Source organism: Mesorhizobium sp. B2-4-6, assembly GCF_006442775.1.
Classification (GTDB): domain Bacteria; phylum Pseudomonadota; class Alphaproteobacteria; order Rhizobiales; family Rhizobiaceae; genus Mesorhizobium.
In genome coordinates this window covers 1,088,952-1,106,749 of record NZ_VFVI01000001.1, presented here as the reverse complement: position 1 = coordinate 1,106,749, position 17,798 = coordinate 1,088,952, and the positions used below count along the sequence as shown (strand labels likewise).

Genomic DNA, 17,798 nt, shown 5'->3' with positions numbered 1-17,798 from the left:
ACGGTCACGCCATATCCAGCGTGATCGCCACCGGGCAGTGGTCCGACGCTTTCGGCCTGTCCCAGCCGGCGCGCGGGAAACGCTCGACCTCCTGTCCGGGCGGAAAGATGGTGCGCCAGGGCTGGCCGTTGCGGATGACGTCGGGAACGGCGGTGGCGTTCTTCGCGGCCAGCGCCTTCGACAGCAGGATATAATCGAGCTGACAGAGATGTCGCTCCCCCGGGCCGCGCGTGTGGTAGAAGCTCCAGCGATCCATCTCCGGCCGCCGTTCGACGACATTCTCGCAAAAGCCGCCGGCGGTAAGCACGTCGATCGAGGACCGGGCTTCGTCGACAACCTCGAAACGGTAGCCATCGATGGCGTCGCCGTCGATCTTCACGCGTTGCCGGTAGTCGTTCAGGTCGCCGCAGACCGCCCAGTGCTTGTCGGCGGCATGGCCCTTGCCAAAATGCTCCTCGATGATACGACGCACCGCCTGCGCCTCGGCGATGCGCAGCGGCATCGACGCCTGGCGGCCGTCCAGCCCGTTGCGCGGCGGGCCCATGGATTTGAAATGCACGAGATAGAGCGTCAGCGGCGCGCCGCCGATCCTCAGGTCGATCTCCAGGCAGTCACGGCGAAATATCCGTTCATTGGCGAGATGGCCGAGCCCGGCGAGCTCCGGCGTGAACAGCCCGAACTGCTCGAAAGTGGCATAGGCGTGGCTGGTCATACGCACGAACTCGATCGGCTGTCCTTGCGCGGTCTCGTTGCGCATCATCACGGCGACATCGATGCCGCGCGTGTCGTTGCCGGCGGTGGTGTATTTCTGCCGGTAGCCCTGCCCGACCATCTTGAACAGATAGCCGTATTCGAACGCCTTCAGCGCCTCGATATTGTCGACCTCCTGCATGCAGATGACGTCTGCGCGGGTGGCCGCGATGGCGAGCGCCGTCAACTGGCGGGTGTCGTCGGACTGGGCGATCGCGCGGGCCTGCTCGAGGATGCGGTATTCGGCCTCGCTCTGGATGTCGAACAGCGCCAGCGTGCGGTCTTCATTGAGCTGGTTGCGATAGCCCGAGAAATCGAACCTGTTCATCAGGTTCTCGACATTGAAGGTGGCGAGGCGCAGCGACATGGCCGTGACCTTTGCCCGCAAGCGAGGGCGAAAACAAGGGCCAGGCCGATGCTCGTCCTGGTTGATGGAACCTTTCCGTTCATCCCCCGTTCAGACGGAAAGTTCCAACAATAGGCCTTTCCCCGGGGGTGTGCTGGGCGTGGGGCCTTACTCCTTGGAGAGTGAAATGAAACCGCTTTTTTCTTCCCTGAGATCCGGACTTCTGGTCCTGGGCCTCGTTACCGGCGTGACGGCGCCATCGGTCGCCGGACCGATCCTGCAACCCGATCTTGGCGTCGCGACGAATACCGCCGCGCCACAGGTCGTTCCCGTGCGCGACGGCTGGGCCGGCAACAACAACGGCGGCAGCTTCCAGGACTGGCGTTGGCGTAACCGCGGCGGCGACTTCAGGTGGCGCGGCGGCAATCGACACTTCTCGCGCAACTGGGACGGCGGCAGGTGGAATGGCGATGGCGATTGGCGCTGGCGGCACCACCACCGTCGGCATTTCCGAGGCGGGGACGCGGCGATCCTGGGGCTGGGCCTCGGCCTGGGCTTGGGTAGCATGGCCTATGGCAACTACTACGATCCCTACTATTACGATCCTTATCCGCGTTACGCTCAGCCGCGGCGCATTTACCGGACCGGGCGGCTGTCCAGCGCGCATGTCCGCTGGTGCTACGACCGCTACCGGTCGTATCGCACCTGGGACAATACGTTCCAGCCCAACTACGGTCCGCGCCGGCAATGCCGCTCGCCCTATATCTGAGCTCGTCGGCAGGAATGATGAAACGGCGCCCTTCGCGGGCGCCGTTTTATTTTGCCGCAACCTGTGGCTACGACGGATGGCTACGACGGGCGATAACGCTAAATTCATCGGCGGCTTCTATCCATTCATGCCGATCTCCCCCAACATGACGACTCGCGGGACCAGGTTGCAGGACGCGCCCGCCATGGCCGAAAACGAACACAGAAACCAACACAGGCATCGCGTGCTGAAAGGCGCGGCGATCCTGACCGGCATCAACAATTCCGAGGTGAGATGCACGGTGCGCAACATGCATGCGAATGGCGCTGAGCTGAAAGTGCCCATCGATGCGCGCGTGCCGGACGAATTCCTGCTCTATGTGCCGGTCGACGGCATCGGCTACAAGGCCGTGGTGCGCTGGCGCCGCGAGGACCGCATCGGCGTCGAGTTCACCGGCACCGGGCCCAAGCCGCACTGGCACTACGGCTGAAATCGCCTCCGTTTCGCGGAATAAAAAGCCGGCGGATTTCTCCGCCGGCTTGACGCTGCAGCAACCGGAAGCCTGATGACAATTCACCCTGCCGATGGCCGGCAGGGTGGAATTGGCGCAGGCTTCTTAGTTCTTGGCCTTGTCGACCAGTTTGTTCTTGGCGATCCACGGCATCATCGCGCGCAGTTTGGCGCCGACTTCCTCGATCTGGTGGCTGTCGTTGTTGCGACGGATGCCCTTGAAGCGCGACATGCCGGCGCGGTATTCCTGCATCCATTCCGAGGTGAACTTGCCGGTCTGGATGTCCTTCAGGATGCGCTTCATCTCGGCCTTGGTGTCGGCGGTAATGATGCGCGGACCCGAGACATATTCGCCCCATTCGGCGGTATTCGAGATCGAATAGTTCATGTTGGCGATGCCGCCTTCATAGATCAGGTCGACGATCAGCTTCACTTCGTGCAAGCACTCGAAATAGGCCATTTCCGGCGCGTAGCCGGCTTCCACCAGCGTCTCGAAACCGGCGCGGATCAGCTCGACCAGGCCGCCGCACAGCACGACCTGCTCGCCGAACAGGTCGGTCTCGCATTCCTCGCGGAAGTTGGTCTCGATGATGCCGGAACGGCCGCCGCCGACGCCGCAGGCGTAGGAGAGCGCGAGGTCGAGCGCGTTGCCCGAAGCGTCCTGGTTGACGGCGACAAGGCACGGCACGCCGCCGCCCTTCTGGTATTCTCCGCGCACGGTGTGGCCCGGGCCCTTCGGCGCGATCATGACGACGTCGACCGAAGCCTTCGGTTCGATCAGGCCGAAATGCACGTTGAGGCCGTGCGCGAAGGCGATCGCGGCGCCATCGCGGATGTTCGGGGCGATTTCCGATTTGTAGATGTCGGCCTGCAATTCGTCGGGCGTCGCCATCATCATCAGGTCGGCCCACTTGGCGGCGTCCGCCACGCTCATGACCTTGAGGCCGTCGGCCTCGACCTTCTTGGCGGTCGCCGAGCCGGCCTTGAGACCGATGGCGATCTCCTTGACGCCGGAATCCTTGAGGTTGAGCGCGTGCGCCCGGCCCTGGCTGCCATAGCCGATAATGGCGACCTTCTTGCCCTTGATCAGATTGAGATCGGCGTCACGATCGTAATAGACACGCATTTGGTGTTCCTTCCCGTTTGAAGATCAGAGGGCCAGTGGCCCGGTTTTTGCTCCGAAGAGAGCGAGAAACTGTTGCGTCGCGCGCGCGGCATCGCCGCCGATCGTCGCCGCAGTCAATTCTACCCGGTCGCCGAGCAGCAGACGTATCTGCACGTCGCGGCCGACCAGGCCGAAAAAGGTCCTGAACGCCGTCTCGGCGTCCTCGAAATCGAGCAGCCCGGCCTGCAGACCGGCTTCAAGCACCGGCTTCAGGCGCTTGGCAAGAGCGAAGCGGCCATTCTGCAGCACGATCGCGCCGAGATCGTCCTTGCCGGAACCGGCATGGCTGACTGCCACACGGTTCAGCGCGATCGAAGTGTCGCTGGAGATGACCTTCAGCCAATCTGAAGCGAAACGCTCCAGGCTCGCTGTGAGCGAACCGATATCCAGTCTCTCGCGGTCGATGGCCGCGACACGCACCTTGGACGCCTGCCACTGCACCGTGGCGTTGAGCAGTCCGTCGCGGTCGCCGAACCATTTGTAGAGCGTTTCCTTGGAACAGCTTGCCCGCCGCGCCACCGCCGTCATGGTCAGGTTGTCGCCCTCTTCGACCAAAAGGCGAAGTGCCGCATCCAGAACGGCCTGCTGGCGCTCGGTGAGCGTTTCGCTGTTGTCGATATCCTGCACGCTGTGCAACACGTTTGCCCTCGGGTACGTCGACAAGACCGACGCGTACCGTACGTTACGGTTCGGGTTCTATGCCGTATTGCCCGAAGCCATGCAAGCCCTATTTTCCATTTCCTTGCCGGAGAATAAGATGCTGGTCGGTCTGCTCGCCCTGGCCGTAGCCGCCGCCTTCACCGGCGCCGCTGTCTATGTCAGCCTCGCGGAGCAGCCGGCGCGGCTTGGCCTCGATGACCAGGCGTTGCTGCGCGAATGGCAGCCCTCTTATAAGCGCGGGGCCGCCATGCAGGCCTCTATTGCCATGGTCGCCTGCGTTCTCGGCCTGATCGCCTGGTGGCTGACCGGCGCGTCAGCCTATCTTGCCGGTGCGCTGTTCATCATTCTGCCTTGGCCATGGACGCTGCTGGTGATGATGCCGACGAACCGGATGCTGGAGGCGATGGATGTCGAGGCCCGCAATTCTCAGGCGAGGTCATTGATCGTCAGATGGGGCAAGATGCATCTGGTCCGTGTCGCGCTGGGCGCGCTGGCGACGATCGCATTTCTGTGGGCCTTGCGCCTGCCCTGAAGGGTCGTCGTCGTGATTTCAGTCCGCGACCGGCGGATCGCGCAGCCGCCCGAGCAACCCGGCAAGCATCCCCAACTCCTTGGCGGAAAGCCTGTCGCCCATCAGTTCCGCGATCGAAGCGCCGTAGACGGTCCAGATGCGGCGGCGCATGTCCCGACCGCTTGGCGTGATGCGCACGGTCTGGCCCCGGCCGTCGTCTGAGACGGGCAGCTTTTCGACCAGACCATCCGCCTCGAGCCGGGCCAGCAGCCTTGAAACACCGTACTGCGCCAAGAGAACGCGATCCATCAGCTCGAACGGTCGCAGCCCCCCCTCGCCCGCCTCCGCAAGCTCGTGCAGCACATCATACCAGGCGAGCGGCGGCAGCCCGCCGGCTTTCAGCGCACCCTCGGTCCTTTCGACCAGTTGGCGCGAGACGCGCATGAGGCGCGCCCAGGCGATGACGGCTTTGGGTGATGGTGATGTTTTCGTCATCGGGCCAGCCTAAGCGATAGATGCAGTTGCATCAAGCTTGACGATCGATGCAAACGCATCCATATAGATGCAAATGCATTTATATGGAGAGAACCGATGAGACATGAAATCTGCAAGATCGCCGATATCCCGCAGACCGGCAGCCTGATCGCGCCTTTCTTCAGCCGAGAGGTCCATGTCTGGCGCAGCGGCGAGCGCATCCGCGCCGCGGCCAATGCTTGCCTGCATTTCGGCGGACCGCTGGACTGCAAGGACGGCGCTTTCGTCTGCCAGTGGCATGGCGCGAAATTCGACATGGCAAGCGGCGAGCGCCTGGAAGGCCCGGCGCCGAAGGGCTCGCGCCTGATGTTCCTGTCAACCCGCGTCGAGGATGGCGCGCTCAACTATGTCTGGGGAGAGTGAGATGACCGCAAGGCTCACCCTCGTCAGCCATCACTTGTGCCCCTACGTCCAGCGCGCGGCGATTGCGCTTGCCGAAAAAGGCGTGCCGTTCGAGCGGGTCTATGTCGACCTCTCCAACAAACCCGACTGGTTCAAGGCGATCTCACCGCTTGGCAAGGTGCCGCTGCTGCGCGTCCGGCACGGCAATGCGCAGGATGTGATTTTCGAATCCGCCGTCATCCTCGAATTCCTCGAGGAGACCGAGGCCAATCCCTTGCACCCGGCCGATCCGCTGGCGCGGGCCAGGCATCGCGCCTGGATCGAATTCGGCTCGGCCATCCTCAACGCCATAGGCCGTTTCTATTCCGCTGCCGACGAAGCTGCTTTCCTCGATGAAAGCAGAGGCTTGTCCGGGATGTTTGCACGTCTGGAAGCAGAACTGTCTGCAAGGCCAAGCGGTCCGTGGTTCGCCGGCGATCGATTCTCGCTGGTCGATGCCGTTTACGGGCCGGTCTTCCGCTATTTCGACGCGTTCGACCGCATCGTCTATTTCGGCATTCTTGACGGCAAGCCGCTCGTCCAGGCCTGGCGCAAGGCCTTGAGCGAACGCCGGTCGGTGACCGAAGCCGTCAGCCCGGACTATCCGCGGCGGCTGCATGCCTTCCTTCTGGCAAAGCAATCTTATCTGTCTGGGATCATCCGGCGGCAGGCCACTGCAACTCCGCAAGCCCGATCCGCCTGAACGGGTCGACCACCGTGCCGGCGACCATGGCTGCGAGGAACTGTGGCCCCGGCGGAATCCTCGCCAGCGCCGCCATCATGCGGTCGCGGACAAAGGGCAAGGCCGCGGAATCCGATTGGTAGAACGGCGTCAGCGACAGCGACAGCGCCTGGAATACGCGCACGTGCCAACGGCGCGCGCTCGCATAGGCCTCCAGCGCGCCGTCGATGCCGTTCGTCCGCGCCAGCGCATGGCTGAGCGCGGCGGCGTCGAGCAGCGCCATGTTCGCGCCTTGCCCGAGTTGCGGACTGGTCGAATGCGCGGCGTCGCCGATGACGGCAAGCCGTCGGCCGGCCGGCAGCGTCATCGTGTGGTGGCCATAGCGGGCGAGCGAGAGCTGCTCGAAACTGTCGATCTGACTGGTGAAAACCTCGCACTCGGGCCATACCGAAACCACCCTCGCCTTCCAGGCGTCGAGCCCCTTCGCCTTCACCTGTTCGGCGTCGGCCGGCTTGAGGCTCCAGAAGAACGCCGCCATGTCTTCCGCGCCGGGCTCCGGCCGGCCGATCGGCAGCACGCCGACCATGACGCTTGCCTTGTCGTAGCGCTGCAGCAGCGCGCGTTCGTCAAAGCCGTCGCGCCAGCCGAGCGACGCCCAGAATGCCCCATAGGTGAGCGGCCGCGGGATCGCGGCATCGCCAAGATCGTGCCGCAGCTTCGAGCGCGCGCCGCTGGCATCGACGACGAGGTCGAATGGGCCGAGCCGCCTGCCGTTGCCGCAGACGAGCGTCGCGCGCTCGGCCGCCTCCAGCATCTCGAGCTCGACATTGGTTTCGATGGCGATCGCTTCGCGCAAGGCAGCGCGGTAGAGCACGCCGAACAGCGCCGCCCGGTGCACCGCGAGGCCGAAGCGGCGGCCGCGCCGCGCGTCGTAGCGGACTTCGAGCACGGTGCGTCCGCTGCCGGCGTCGGTGCCGTGCAGCCGCTCGATCCGGCTGCCAAGCGAAAGGATCTCGGCGAGCAGGCCGAGATCGGCGAGCACGGTCAGCCCGGTCGGCTGCAGGATGAGGCCGGAACCGACCGGCTTCGGCTCATCGAAGCGTTCGAAAATCGTGACCTTGTGCCCGGCCCGCTTGAGATAGAGCCCTGCCGCCAGCCCGGCCGGACCGGCGCCGGCAATCGCGATGTCGTAGGATCTGATCATTGCCCGCCAAGCCAAGCCGGCGCGACAATCCCCCAACACAGCGGTCAAATCAAGTTGGCGCTTTGACGCTCGTCAGGGTTGGGCTGCGTCGAAGGCGGCGCGTGCCTCGCGCACGGCGTCATGGTTGAGCTCAGCCCACTGGATCAGCATCTGCAGGGGTGCGAACATCGAGCGCCCAAGATCGGTCAAGCTGTATTCCACGCTCGGCGGCTTGGTCGGAAACACTTCGCGATGCACATAGCCATCGCGCTGCAGGTCGTGCAGCGTCTGCGTCAGCATGCGCTGTGAGATGTCGGGAACCAGCCGTCGCAATTCGCCGAACCGATAGGGCTTCTCGGCCAGCGCCATGACCAGCAGCGAGCTCCATTTGCCGCTGATGCCCTGGATCACGTCGCGAACCGGACAGTCGGCGAAATTGGCGCCATCCGTCATGGCCTTGTAAATCTCGAGCTTGGCTTTCAGATTGAAGATCTTGCTGTCCATGGCGACATCCGCTGGTCGAAGTTCGGCTGGCCTGAGTGGTTCCCTCGCCGTGCCTACCTCCCGAAAAACTGCCTTCTTTACGGCTTGGGGTCAATTCCTATTTTAGTGCTGGTCTCTTTTTGAGACTAACCGCAGCACTCGCCAATCGGCGCAATTCAGGAACCTCCCATGACCGAAACACTCCTCGTCACCGGTGCCTCCGGCCAGCTTGGCCGCGCCGTCATCAATCACTTGCTGGAAGCGCAGAAAATTGCGCCGGCCAGCATCATCGCCACCACGCGCAATCCCGAAAACCTCGCGGATCTCGCGGCGCGCGGCGTTACCGTCAGGGCTGCCGATTTCAACGACAAGGCCTCGCTCGAGAAGGCATTCAGCGGCGCCGACCGGGTGCTGATCATCTCGACCGGCGACCTTGACCTCAAAACCGGCCGGCGCCTGAAGCAGCATGAGACCGCGGTGGCGGCGGCCAAGGCGGCAGGCGTTTCGCATTTGCTCTACACCTCCATGCCCAATCCCGAGCCCGGCTCGCCCGTGCTGTTCGCCGGCGATCACTACGGCACCGAGCAGGCGATCAAGGCGAGCGGCATCCCCTACACTATCTTCCGCAACGGCTGGTATCAGGAGAACCTGTTCATGGCGCTGCCGCACGCGATTTCGTCGGGCAAGTGGTACACGTCGGCCGCCGACGGACGCATCGCCCACGGTGCGCGCGACGACATGGCGGCCGCCATTGCCGCCGGCCTTGCTTCCGGCACGAAAGAGAGCAGGATCTACACGCTGACCGGTCCGCAGGCCCATACCGTGGGCGAGATCGCCGCTCTGGTGAGCGAAGTCACCGGCAAGCCGCTGGAAGTCATCCAACTGCCGGACGAGGCGCTGACCGAAGGGGTGAAAGCGGCCGGCGTTCCCGACGATTTTGCCCGCATCATCGTCTCCTTCGACGCCAACACCCGCGCCGGCCGCATTGCAGAGGTGACCGATGCCGTCGAAAAACTCTCTGGCCGCAAGCCGCGGACGCTGAAGCAGTTTCTCGAGACGAACAAGGCTGCCCTGCTCGGCTGAAGTCTTGCGCGCCTGGGGAAGCCGCCCCAGGCGCGCCTCACTTCGTTTTCTTGAGCAATCCGAGCCGGACCAGGCTCTCGCCCGTCGCCACAAGCGCATCCTCGCGCGATCGCGGCGCCCAGCCGAGCATGCGCACGGCCTTGGCGCTCGTGGCGTTTCTCGGCTTGTCCAGTTCCGTCACGATCTGGGCCGCTTGCCCGTCGAACAGGCCCACGATCCGGACCAGCCAGTCCGGCAGCACTCTGGTCGTAATGCGCGATCCTGCGTTGCCAAGCCTCGCCTTCAGCGTCCGCGCGATCTCGAGCATCGTCATGAAGTCGCCGCTGATTGCCAGGAACCGTTCGCCCCTGGCGGCGGGATTGGTCATGGCGCGCAGATGCAGGTCGGCGACATCGCGCACGTCGACCACGCCGAACGCCATGCGCGGCAGGCCGGGCATCTCGCCATCCATCAAACGCCTGATGAAGTCCGTCGAGGTCGAATGATCCGGCCCCAGGACCGGCCCGAAGATGCCGACCGGATTGACGACCGCCAACTCCAGTGACCCGCCTTCGCGATCGATGAAATCCCAGGCCGCACGCTCGGCAAGCGTCTTCGATTTCACATAGGCGCTCACCTTCTGCGACAGATCGGTCCAGTTCTCTTCCGTGAACGGACGGCCGGGAACCGGTACCTGGCCATAGCCGATGGCGGCAAAGGACGAGGTGAGCACGACCCGTTCGACGCCGGCATCGCGGGCGGCGCGCAGCACGCGCAACGCCCCTTCCCTGGCCGGAACGATCAGGTCGTCCTCGTGCTTCGGTACGCCGGGCGGAAAAGGCGAAGCGACGTGCAGGACATATCGGCATCCGGCAACCGCTTCGGGCCAGCCCTTGTCGCTCATGAGATCGGCATAAGCGAAGGAGAGCGCATCGCCCGGTTCGACGCCGCCGACCTTCAGCATGGCAAGAACATCGGCTTCGCGCTTGGCCGAGCGCACCGTCGTGCGCACGCGGTAGCCCGCGTTCAAAAGCGATAGGATGCAATGAGCGCCAAGGAAGCCGGACCCGCCGGTCACAAGCACCAACCCGTCGCCCATGCCCCGCCTCTTTCGAAAGCAACTGCGTCTTCCATCCGCAATTGCGGGACGTCAGCCTATGCGGCGCAGTCTGTCAGATCGCGACCTGCGTGCCAATCTCCACCACGCGCCCGGTGGGTATCTGGAAATACTCGGTCGCGTCCGCCGCCGTTTTCGCCAGGCCGATGAACAGCCGGTCCTGCCAGATCGGCATGCCGGAATTGGGCGACGCCTTCAGCGAGCGCCGCGACAGGAAGAACGATGTCGTCATGATGTCGAACTTCCAGCCCTGCTTGCGGCAGATCGCCAGAGCACGCGGGATGTTCGGCTGCTCCATGTAACCGAAGGTCAAGGTCACGCGCATGAACAGCTCGTTGACCGTCTCCAGCTTCACGCGCTCGCTGTCGGGCACCACCGGTTGCGGCGCCGTCACCACCGACAGGATGACGTTCTTTTCATGCAGCACCTTGTAGTGCTTGAGGCTGTGCATCAGCGCGGTCGGCGCGCTCAGCGGATCGCTGGTCAGGAACACCGCGGTGCCGGACACCAGTTGCGGTTTCTTCTTCAGAAGGTTCCCCGCCAGGAAATCGAGCGGGATCTCGTTGCGGCGGGTCTTCTCGAACAGATAGCGGCTGCCGCGCACCCAGGTCCACATGCCAAGGATGATGGCGAAGGCGACCGCGAGCGAGGCCCAGCCACCCTCGAACACCTTGACGATGTTGGAGGCGAAGAAGCCGATATCAATGAAGGCGAACAGCGCGGTCAGCGCCGCCGCGCGCCACAACGGCCACTTCCAGATGCGGGTCATGACGACGAAAAGCAGCACGGTCGTCACCAGCATGTTGCCGGTGACCGAGATGCCGTAGGCCGAAGCGAGCTTGCTGGATTCGCCGAAGCCGACCACCAGCAGCATCACCACCAGCGCCAGCAGCATGTTGACGCGCGGCATATAAACCTGGCCGGACTGCCTTTCGGACGTATGCAGGATCTCGAGCCGCGGCAGCATATTGAGCTGCACCGCTTGCCTGGTCAGCGAATAGGCACCGGAAATGACCGCCTGGCTGGCGATGACCGTCGCCGCCGTCGCCAGCACCACCATGGGGATGAGCGCCCAGCCCTCATTCATTTCGAAGAACGGATGGCCGACCGTGCCGCCCTTGGCAAGCACATAGGCACCCTGCCCGGCATAGTTCAAAAGCAGGCAGGGAAACACGATCGCCAACCATGCCAGCACGATCGGCTTGCGTCCGAAATGGCCGAGGTCGGCATAAAGAGCCTCGGCGCCGGTGACGGCCAGGAAGATGGCGCCGATGGTGACGAAGGCGACGTCGGGCGAATGGATCAAGAAGGCGACGATATAGTGCGGGCTGATCGCCCACAGGATCTCCGGATCGGCGATGATGTGGTTCAGCCCGGAAAGGCCGATGGCCAGGAACCAGACGGCCGTGATCGGACCGAAGATCAACGCGACGCCGCCCGTGCCGAACCGTTGCACGGCAAAGAGGATCGCGAGGATAAGCAGGGTCAGCGGAACGACATAGGGTTGGAAGGCCGGAGTGACGACATTCATGCCTTCGACCGCGGACAGGACGGAGATGGCCGGCGTGATGACGGCGTCGCCGAAGAACAGCGATGCGCCGGCAATGCCCACCCCGAGTATGATTGCCGAGCGGGTCGAAAAACTGCTGCGCGCCAGCGCCATCAGCGACAGGACACCGCCCTCGCCGCGATTATCGGCGCGCAGGACGAACAAGATGTACTTGATCGTGACGATGATCGTCAGCGACCAGATGATCAAGGACAGCACGCCCAGAATGTCGCCGCGGTCGGCGACCTCGCCGTGCGAGGATGCCACCAGCGCCTCGCGAAACGCGTAGATCGGGCTGGTGCCGATGTCGCCATAGACCACGCCGAGCGCGCCCAGCATCAGCACCTTGGTGCTGTGCTGCTCTATTTCGGGATGGCTCGATTGGTCGACGGGTTCTGCCTCAGCACCATTGGCAAGGGCCATGGACGACACTCCGATAAAACGCGCGGTGCTCTACGCTTGCTGCGGTGCAATATCAAGTGCCCCGACGTAAGGGCTCCCCTGCCGCCGACGCAGGGCTTTCAATATACGGTATGCGCAGGCTTCTTCATCCGGCGTAGATCGAGGCTATCAGATCGCTACCTGCGTACCGATCTCCACGACACGCCCCGTCGGGATCTGGAAATACTCGGTCGCATCCGCGGCCGAGCGCGCCAGGCTGATGAACAGCCGGTCCTGCCAGACCGGCATGCCGGAATTGGGCGAAGCCTTCAGCGAGCGCCGCGACAGGAAGAACGACGTCGTCATGATGTCGAACTTCCAGCCCTGCTTGCGGCAAATGGCCAGGGCGCGCGGAATGTTGGGCTGTTCCATGTAGCCGAAGGTCAGCGTCACCCGCATGAACAGCTCGTTGACCGTCTCCATCTTGACGCGCTCGCTGTCGGGCACCACCGGTTGCGGCGCCGTCACCACCGACAGGATGACGTTCTTTTCGTGCAGCACCTTGTAGTGCTTCAGGCTGTGCATCAGCGCCGTCGGAGCGCTCAGCGGATCGCTGGTCAGGAACACGGCGGTGCCTGAGACCAGCTGGGGCTTTTTCTTCAGGAGATTTGCCGCCAGGAAGTCGAGCGGTATCTCGTTGCGGCGCGTCTTGTCGAAAAGGTAGCGGGTTCCGCGGATCCAGGTCCACATGATCAGGCCCATGAGGCAGGCGACGGTGATCGACACCCAGCCGCCTTCGACGATCTTGACGACATTGGCCGAGAAGAAGCCGAGATCGATGACGCCGAACAGCATTGCCAGCGCCAAAGCGGCGGCAACCTGCCATTTCCACAGCCAGCGCATCACCACGAACAAAAGGATCGTCGTCATCAGCATCTCGCCGGTGACGGAAATACCGTAAGCGGAGGCAAGCGCGCTCGAGCTGCCGAAACCGACGACCAGAAGCATCACGCCGAGCGCCACCATGAGATTGACCCTCGGCATGTAGATCTGGCCGCTCTGCATCTCGGATGTGTGCTGCACCTCGATGCGAGGCAGAAGGTTGAGCTGCACGGCCTGCCTTGTCAGCGAGAAGGCGCCGGAAATGACAGCCTGGCTGGCGATTACGGTGGCCGCCGTCGCCAGGCCGACCATCGGCATCAGCGCCCACTCGGGCAGCATCTGGAAGAACGGGTTGGTGGGCTTGCCGCCATGCGACAGCACGAACGCCCCCTGGCCGAAATAGTTGAGCAAAAGGCACGGGAAAACGATCGCGAACCAGGCCATCACGATCGGTTTGCGGCCGAAATGGCCGAGGTCGACATAGAGAGCCTCGGCGCCGGTAACCGCCAGGAAGACCGCACCGACGGTGACGAAAGCGCCCGTCGGCGTGGTGGCGAGGTAATAGAGCGCGTAGTACGGATTGATCGCCAGGAAAACCGATGGATCGTCGACGATGTGGTAGAGGCCCGCCGCGCCGATCGCTACGAACCATGTCGCCGTCACAGGTCCGAACACCGCCGCCACTTTGCCCGTACCGAAGCGTTGCACGGAGAAAAGCACGGCCAGGATGACCAGCGTGATCGGAACCACATACGCGTCGAGCGCCGGCGTGACCACTTCCAGGCCCTCGACCGCCGAAAGCACGGAGATCGCCGGCGTGATGATCGAATCGCCGAAGAACAGCGCCGCGCCGCAAAGGCCGATCACCAGGATAAGCTTGGAACCCGGCGGGTAGGCGCTGCGCGCCAGCGACATCAGCGACAGCGTGCCGCCCTCGCCCTTGTTGTCGGCCCTGAGCACGAAGGCGACATATTTGATCGTGACGATGATGGTGAGCGCCCAGACGATCAACGAAAGCACGCCCAGCACGTCATGGCGGGCAACCGAGTTGGACGAAGCATGCAGCGCCTCGCGGAACGCGTAGATCGGGCTAGTGCCGATATCGCCGTAGACGACGCCGAGCGCACCAAGCATGAGAACCTTGGTGCTGTGCTGCCGCTCGGTTTCGGCATGCCCCGAGCGTTCGAGGGATTCCGTCTCGCTGGCGTTGGCTAGCACCATGAGCCCCATTTCACCGGATTCGTCACGCTCCGAGGTCGCCGCAACGCGCGGGACACAGGAAAACTGCCGAAACTACGCAAGGCGTCCTACCATCCGCAGGCCCTCAAGAACCGCCCGACCGTTCCGGCCATGCCATACTCCAGCGCATCGGCTGTCAACCCATGTCCGATCGATACTTCGGCCAATGCCGGGATACGCTTGGTCAATGCCGGAAGGTTCTTCACGGTCAGATCGTGGCCGGCATTGACGCCAAGCCCGGCCGCGAAGGCGGCGTCAGCGGTTTTTCCAAGTCTTTCCAGCTCCTTGGCCGCCTTTTCGGAATCGGAATGAAAGCCGCCATAGGGGCCGGTATAGAGTTCGATGCGGTCGGCGCCGGTATCGCGTGCCGCGTTCACCCCGTCAGGATCGGCGTCGGAAAACAGCGACACGCGGAACCCTCCCTTCTTCAGCCGCTTGACGATCGGTGTCAGGAACGCCGCCTGGGCGGCGAAGTTCCAGCCATGGTCCGAGGTTGCCTGCGCCGGGTCGTCCGGCACAAGCGTCACCTGTTCGGGCTGGTTCTTTTCGACAAGCGCCAGGAAATCCTCGGTCGGATAGCCCTCGATGTTGAACTCCGCGGCCGGAAATTCGTCGTCGATCAGCGCCCTGATCTCAGGCAGGTCGGAATGCCTGGTGTGCCGCTCATCGGGCCTCGGGTGCACCGTCAGCCCATGCGCGCCGGCGGCAAGTGCGATGCGGCCAAGTCCGGTCACGCTCGGCCATGGCAGGTCGCGGCGGTTGCGCAGCATGGCGACGGCGTTGAGATTGACCGAAAGCTTGGCGGGCATGAACTGGGGTCCAGTGGATCGGCGGGCATCTATAACGCCTTTGACGGGAACAGATAGAGGGTTTCGGGTGTTCCAGGGGATAGATGGAGGCTAACATAAGGATTTGCCATTGAATTTCCTCGAAGCCGTGCCGGCGATCCGCCGCATCGAAACCAACCGCGACGCGCTTTTCGCCATCGACGTCGTCGGCGATGTCTCGCCGGCCGATGCGGAAAATCTGTTCGGCCTGCTGGAGGCCGCCTACGCGCTGCATCCGAGGATCGACGTGCTGGTCAGGCTGACCGACGAGGAAAGCGTGGACTGGGCCAATATCTCGCAGGATACGCTTCGCCAGGGCGTCGCCGACGCGATGCAACATGTCGTGCGCTGCGCGGCCATCGGCGAGCCGAGCTGGGCTTCTCTCGTCACGGGCATTTTCCCCAAGGCGCTGCCCTTCGAATTCAGGCGCTTCGATGTCGACGATGAGGAAGCCGCCTGGCAATGGCTTGGCGCGCGGCCGACATGACATTTACAGGCGTCAGCGCACCACCGTCAGCCGCTCGGCGGCGCGGGTGATGGCGGTATAGAGCCAGCGCTGCCGGGTCTCCTTGAAGGCCCAGCTCTCGTCGAACAGCACGACGTCGTTCCACTGCGAGCCCTGCGCCTTGTGCACGGTCAGCGCATAGCCATAGTCGAAATCGTCGAAGCGCTTCTTCTGCTGCCAGGGAATCTCGGCATCCGGGTCCTCGAACGCCGCTTTGAGCAGCTTGATCTTGGCGACGCCGCGATCGGGGTCGTCCTCCTCCGGCGAAACCAGAAGGTTGATGCCAGGCTTCACCGTCTCGCGCGACGAGGTCATCACCTTCCACAACGACCCGTTGAGCAGCCCCTTGGCCGGATCGTTGCGCAGGCAGACCAGCTTGTCGCCGGCCTGCGGGAAGTCCGCGTTGAATCCCTTCAACTCGCGCAGCCTTTGATTGTAGCGCCGACGCGTTCGGTTGGTCCCGACCAGCACCTGGTCGGCCTTGAGCACCAGCTCCTGGTTGACGCCTTCCCTGCCGATCACCTGCGCAGTGCCGTAGTCGCCATGCATGAATTCCCGGCCCTCGCGCACGTCGAGCGCCAGCCGGATGATGGGATTGTCGCGCGCCTGGCGGTGGATCTCCGTCAGCAACACGTCCGGCTCGTGTTCGGTGAAGAAGCCGCCGCCCGAGATCGGCGGCAGCTGGGCCGGATCGCCAAGCACGAGGATCGGTGTGCCAAAGCTCTGCAGGTCGCGGCCGAGCTGTTCGTCGACCATCGAGCATTCGTCGATGACGACGAGCTTGGCACGCGCGATCGGACTTTGCCGGTTGAGCGAGAATGTCGGCGACATCGAGGTCTTGCCGGTCACCTCGTCCTCGACCGATTCCTCGCCCTTCGGCCTATAGATCAGCGAATGGATGGTACGGGCATTGGTCGCCCCCTTGGAGCGCAGCACCTGCGCCGCCTTGCCGGTGAAGGCGGCGAACTGCACCTGCCCATCGACATGCTCGGCGAAATAGCGCGCCAGCGTCGTCTTGCCGGTGCCGGCATAGCCGAACAGGCGGAAGACCTGCGGCCGGCCCTCTTTGAGCCAGCGCCCGACCGCTTTCAAAGCCTCATCCTGTTGGGGAGAAAATTCCATCAGTGCGACAGACCGGATTCGCTGACGAAAGACAAGGTTGGCCACCATATCGACCGTTGTCGGCTGCGGGCGCTCACGCTTCCGACAACCCAGGCTATCAGCCGGAAATAAGAACGTAAAGAGAACAAACGGCCCCGCGCCGGTTCGAAAATTCAGCTGCGGATGACGCGCAATCAGACATAGGCACCTACTGGGGGTGGCAGGCCGCGGGTCGCGGGAGGAAGAGGAGCATATTTGGCATACCTGACGCTCACCTGTGCCTGCCCTTTGGAATACGATCGGAGCGCATCCTCCAACTTGAACATATTGGCGAGTGGCACCGTCGCGTTGATGATGACGCGCATGCTGCTGGTTTCTTGATTCTCGATCTTGCCGCGGCGGCCTTTCAGATCGCCGACGATGTCTCGGGCATAGTCCTGAGGCGTCACCACCTCGACCCTCATGATCGGCTCGAGCAGTTGCACGCCGAGCCTTGGTGCGGCTTCCTTGAAGCAGGCGCGGCCGGCGATCTCGAAAGTGGAAGCCGAGGAGTCGGTGTCATGATAGGCGGCGTCCACCAACGTCGCCTTGATACCGATCATCGGGAATCCGGCGTAGGGACCCGAGACTAGGATGGTGCGCACACCTTTTTCGACTCCGGCGGCATAATCACCAGGGAAAGTGCCGTCGGGAACCCTCGACACAAACGCGAATTCCGGATTGTGTCCATTCGGCTCGAACAGGATCTTGACGCGGGCGAACTGCCCCTGCCCTGCGAATTGCCTCTTATGCGTGTAGTCCTGTTCGCACGCGTAGGTGATCGTCTCGCGATGGGCCACCTGCGGTGCGCCGATATTCAAGGCGAGATCCCATTCGTGCAGCAGGCGGTAGACGATGATGTCCAAGTGACGCTCGTCCCTGCCCGCGACGATAGTCTGGCCGGACTCTTCATCCCAATTGACACGGACGTCGGAATCTTCGTCTGCCAGCCCCGACACGGCGACGCGCAGCTTCTCCTCACCGGCCTTCTTCTTCGGATCGATCGCGGTTTGCAGCAAAGGCCATGGCGCGCCGAATACTTTCATCATGGTTGCATGGTCGCAGGCAGTATCAATATTTGCAACTGGGTGCCAATACCAAAGCCGAACTGGGGTAACGAAAATATAAACTGACTTTTTTGTC

Annotated in this window: 19 protein-coding genes; 7 read left to right on the top strand and 12 right to left on the bottom strand. The window is 63.4% G+C overall.

What is annotated here, in order from left to right; genetic code table 11:
• Positions 1-4: 4 nt before the first annotated feature.
• Entirely contained in the window at positions 5-1,117 is a 1,113-nt protein-coding gene (locus FJ957_RS05275) for an endonuclease/exonuclease/phosphatase family protein (RefSeq protein WP_140829230.1), read from the bottom strand.
• Between the two features lie 166 nt (positions 1,118-1,283).
• On the opposite strand from FJ957_RS05275, the gene FJ957_RS05270 reads away from it, so the two are divergent.
• Positions 1,284-1,865 (top strand): BA14K family protein, encoded by a 582-nt coding sequence (locus FJ957_RS05270; RefSeq protein WP_140829227.1) that lies wholly within the window; start codon positions 1,284-1,286, stop codon positions 1,863-1,865.
• 184 nt (positions 1,866-2,049) lie between these two features.
• A complete protein-coding gene (locus FJ957_RS05265) occupies positions 2,050-2,334 on the top strand; it encodes a PilZ domain-containing protein (protein WP_140829574.1) in 285 nt (94 codons plus the stop codon).
• Between the two features lie 126 nt (positions 2,335-2,460).
• On the opposite strand, the gene ilvC is transcribed toward FJ957_RS05265, so the two are convergent.
• Positions 2,461-3,480 (bottom strand): ketol-acid reductoisomerase, encoded by a 1,020-nt coding sequence (gene ilvC, locus FJ957_RS05260; protein ID WP_140829225.1) that lies wholly within the window; start codon positions 3,478-3,480, stop codon positions 2,461-2,463.
• Between the two features lie 24 nt (positions 3,481-3,504).
• Complete coding sequence (locus tag FJ957_RS05255; RefSeq protein ID WP_140829223.1) at positions 3,505-4,158, bottom strand: TetR/AcrR family transcriptional regulator; 654 nt, start codon at positions 4,156-4,158, stop codon at positions 3,505-3,507.
• Positions 4,159-4,279: 121 nt separating this feature from the next.
• Between FJ957_RS05255 and FJ957_RS05250 the strand changes: the two genes are divergently transcribed.
• Positions 4,280-4,711 carry a DUF1772 domain-containing protein gene (locus FJ957_RS05250; RefSeq protein ID WP_181180509.1) on the top strand — a complete coding sequence of 144 codons (432 nt, stop codon included), beginning with the start codon at positions 4,280-4,282 and terminating at the stop codon, positions 4,709-4,711.
• A gap of 18 nt (positions 4,712-4,729) precedes the next feature.
• On the opposite strand, the gene FJ957_RS05245 is transcribed toward FJ957_RS05250, so the two are convergent.
• Entirely contained in the window at positions 4,730-5,185 is a 456-nt protein-coding gene (locus FJ957_RS05245) for a MarR family winged helix-turn-helix transcriptional regulator (protein WP_140829219.1), read from the bottom strand.
• 96 nt (positions 5,186-5,281) lie between these two features.
• Here FJ957_RS05245 and FJ957_RS05240 point away from each other — a divergent pair, with 96 nt between their 5' ends.
• Both FJ957_RS05240 and FJ957_RS05235 read left to right on the top strand, forming a co-directional pair.
• Positions 5,282-5,587, top strand: a complete 306-nt coding sequence (locus FJ957_RS05240) for a Rieske (2Fe-2S) protein (RefSeq protein WP_140829217.1) — start codon at positions 5,282-5,284, stop codon at positions 5,585-5,587.
• 1 nt (position 5,588) lies between these two features.
• Positions 5,589-6,308 (top strand): glutathione S-transferase family protein, encoded by a 720-nt coding sequence (locus FJ957_RS05235; RefSeq protein ID WP_181180501.1) that lies wholly within the window; start codon positions 5,589-5,591, stop codon positions 6,306-6,308.
• Here the strand turns inward: FJ957_RS05235 and FJ957_RS05230 are convergent.
• Together FJ957_RS05230 and FJ957_RS05225 are read right to left on the bottom strand one after the other, a co-directional pair.
• Positions 6,262-7,491, bottom strand: coding sequence for an NAD(P)/FAD-dependent oxidoreductase (locus tag FJ957_RS05230; RefSeq protein ID WP_140829213.1), 1,230 nt, complete (start codon positions 7,489-7,491; stop codon positions 6,262-6,264). The genes FJ957_RS05235 and FJ957_RS05230 overlap by 47 nt on opposite strands.
• Before the next feature lie 72 nt (positions 7,492-7,563).
• Positions 7,564-7,974 (bottom strand): helix-turn-helix domain-containing protein, encoded by a 411-nt coding sequence (locus FJ957_RS05225; RefSeq protein ID WP_140829210.1) that lies wholly within the window; start codon positions 7,972-7,974, stop codon positions 7,564-7,566.
• 168 nt (positions 7,975-8,142) lie between these two features.
• Between FJ957_RS05225 and FJ957_RS05220 the strand changes: the two genes are divergently transcribed.
• A complete protein-coding gene (locus FJ957_RS05220) occupies positions 8,143-9,036 on the top strand; it encodes an SDR family oxidoreductase (RefSeq protein ID WP_140829208.1) in 894 nt (297 codons plus the stop codon).
• A gap of 37 nt (positions 9,037-9,073) precedes the next feature.
• On the opposite strand, the gene FJ957_RS05215 is transcribed toward FJ957_RS05220, so the two are convergent.
• The 4 genes from FJ957_RS05215 to FJ957_RS05200 form a co-directional block, all read right to left on the bottom strand.
• A complete protein-coding gene (locus tag FJ957_RS05215) occupies positions 9,074-10,114 on the bottom strand; it encodes an aldehyde reductase (RefSeq protein ID WP_140829206.1) in 1,041 nt (346 codons plus the stop codon).
• Between the two features lie 73 nt (positions 10,115-10,187).
• Positions 10,188-12,104, bottom strand: a complete 1,917-nt coding sequence (locus tag FJ957_RS05210; RefSeq protein ID WP_140829204.1) for a potassium transporter Kup — start codon at positions 12,102-12,104, stop codon at positions 10,188-10,190.
• 147 nt (positions 12,105-12,251) lie between these two features.
• A complete protein-coding gene (locus FJ957_RS05205; protein WP_140829202.1) occupies positions 12,252-14,165 on the bottom strand; it encodes a potassium transporter Kup in 1,914 nt (637 codons plus the stop codon).
• An 86-nt stretch (positions 14,166-14,251) separates the two neighbouring features.
• Positions 14,252-14,992 (bottom strand): pyridoxine 5'-phosphate synthase, encoded by a 741-nt coding sequence (locus tag FJ957_RS05200; RefSeq protein WP_140829200.1) that lies wholly within the window; start codon positions 14,990-14,992, stop codon positions 14,252-14,254.
• Between the two features lie 109 nt (positions 14,993-15,101).
• Between FJ957_RS05200 and FJ957_RS05195 the strand changes: the two genes are divergently transcribed.
• Positions 15,102-15,497 carry an STAS/SEC14 domain-containing protein gene (locus FJ957_RS05195; protein ID WP_140655184.1) on the top strand — a complete coding sequence of 132 codons (396 nt, stop codon included), beginning with the start codon at positions 15,102-15,104 and terminating at the stop codon, positions 15,495-15,497.
• Positions 15,498-15,509: 12 nt separating this feature from the next.
• Here the strand turns inward: FJ957_RS05195 and FJ957_RS05190 are convergent, their stop codons facing one another.
• A complete protein-coding gene (locus FJ957_RS05190) occupies positions 15,510-16,637 on the bottom strand; it encodes an ATP-dependent RecD-like DNA helicase (RefSeq protein ID WP_140829198.1) in 1,128 nt (375 codons plus the stop codon).
• A gap of 173 nt (positions 16,638-16,810) precedes the next feature.
• On the bottom strand, positions 16,811-17,704 hold the full coding sequence (locus FJ957_RS05185; RefSeq protein WP_181180500.1) for a hypothetical protein: 894 nt from the start codon (positions 17,702-17,704) through the stop codon (positions 16,811-16,813).
• Between the last annotated feature and the right edge of the window lie 94 nt (positions 17,705-17,798).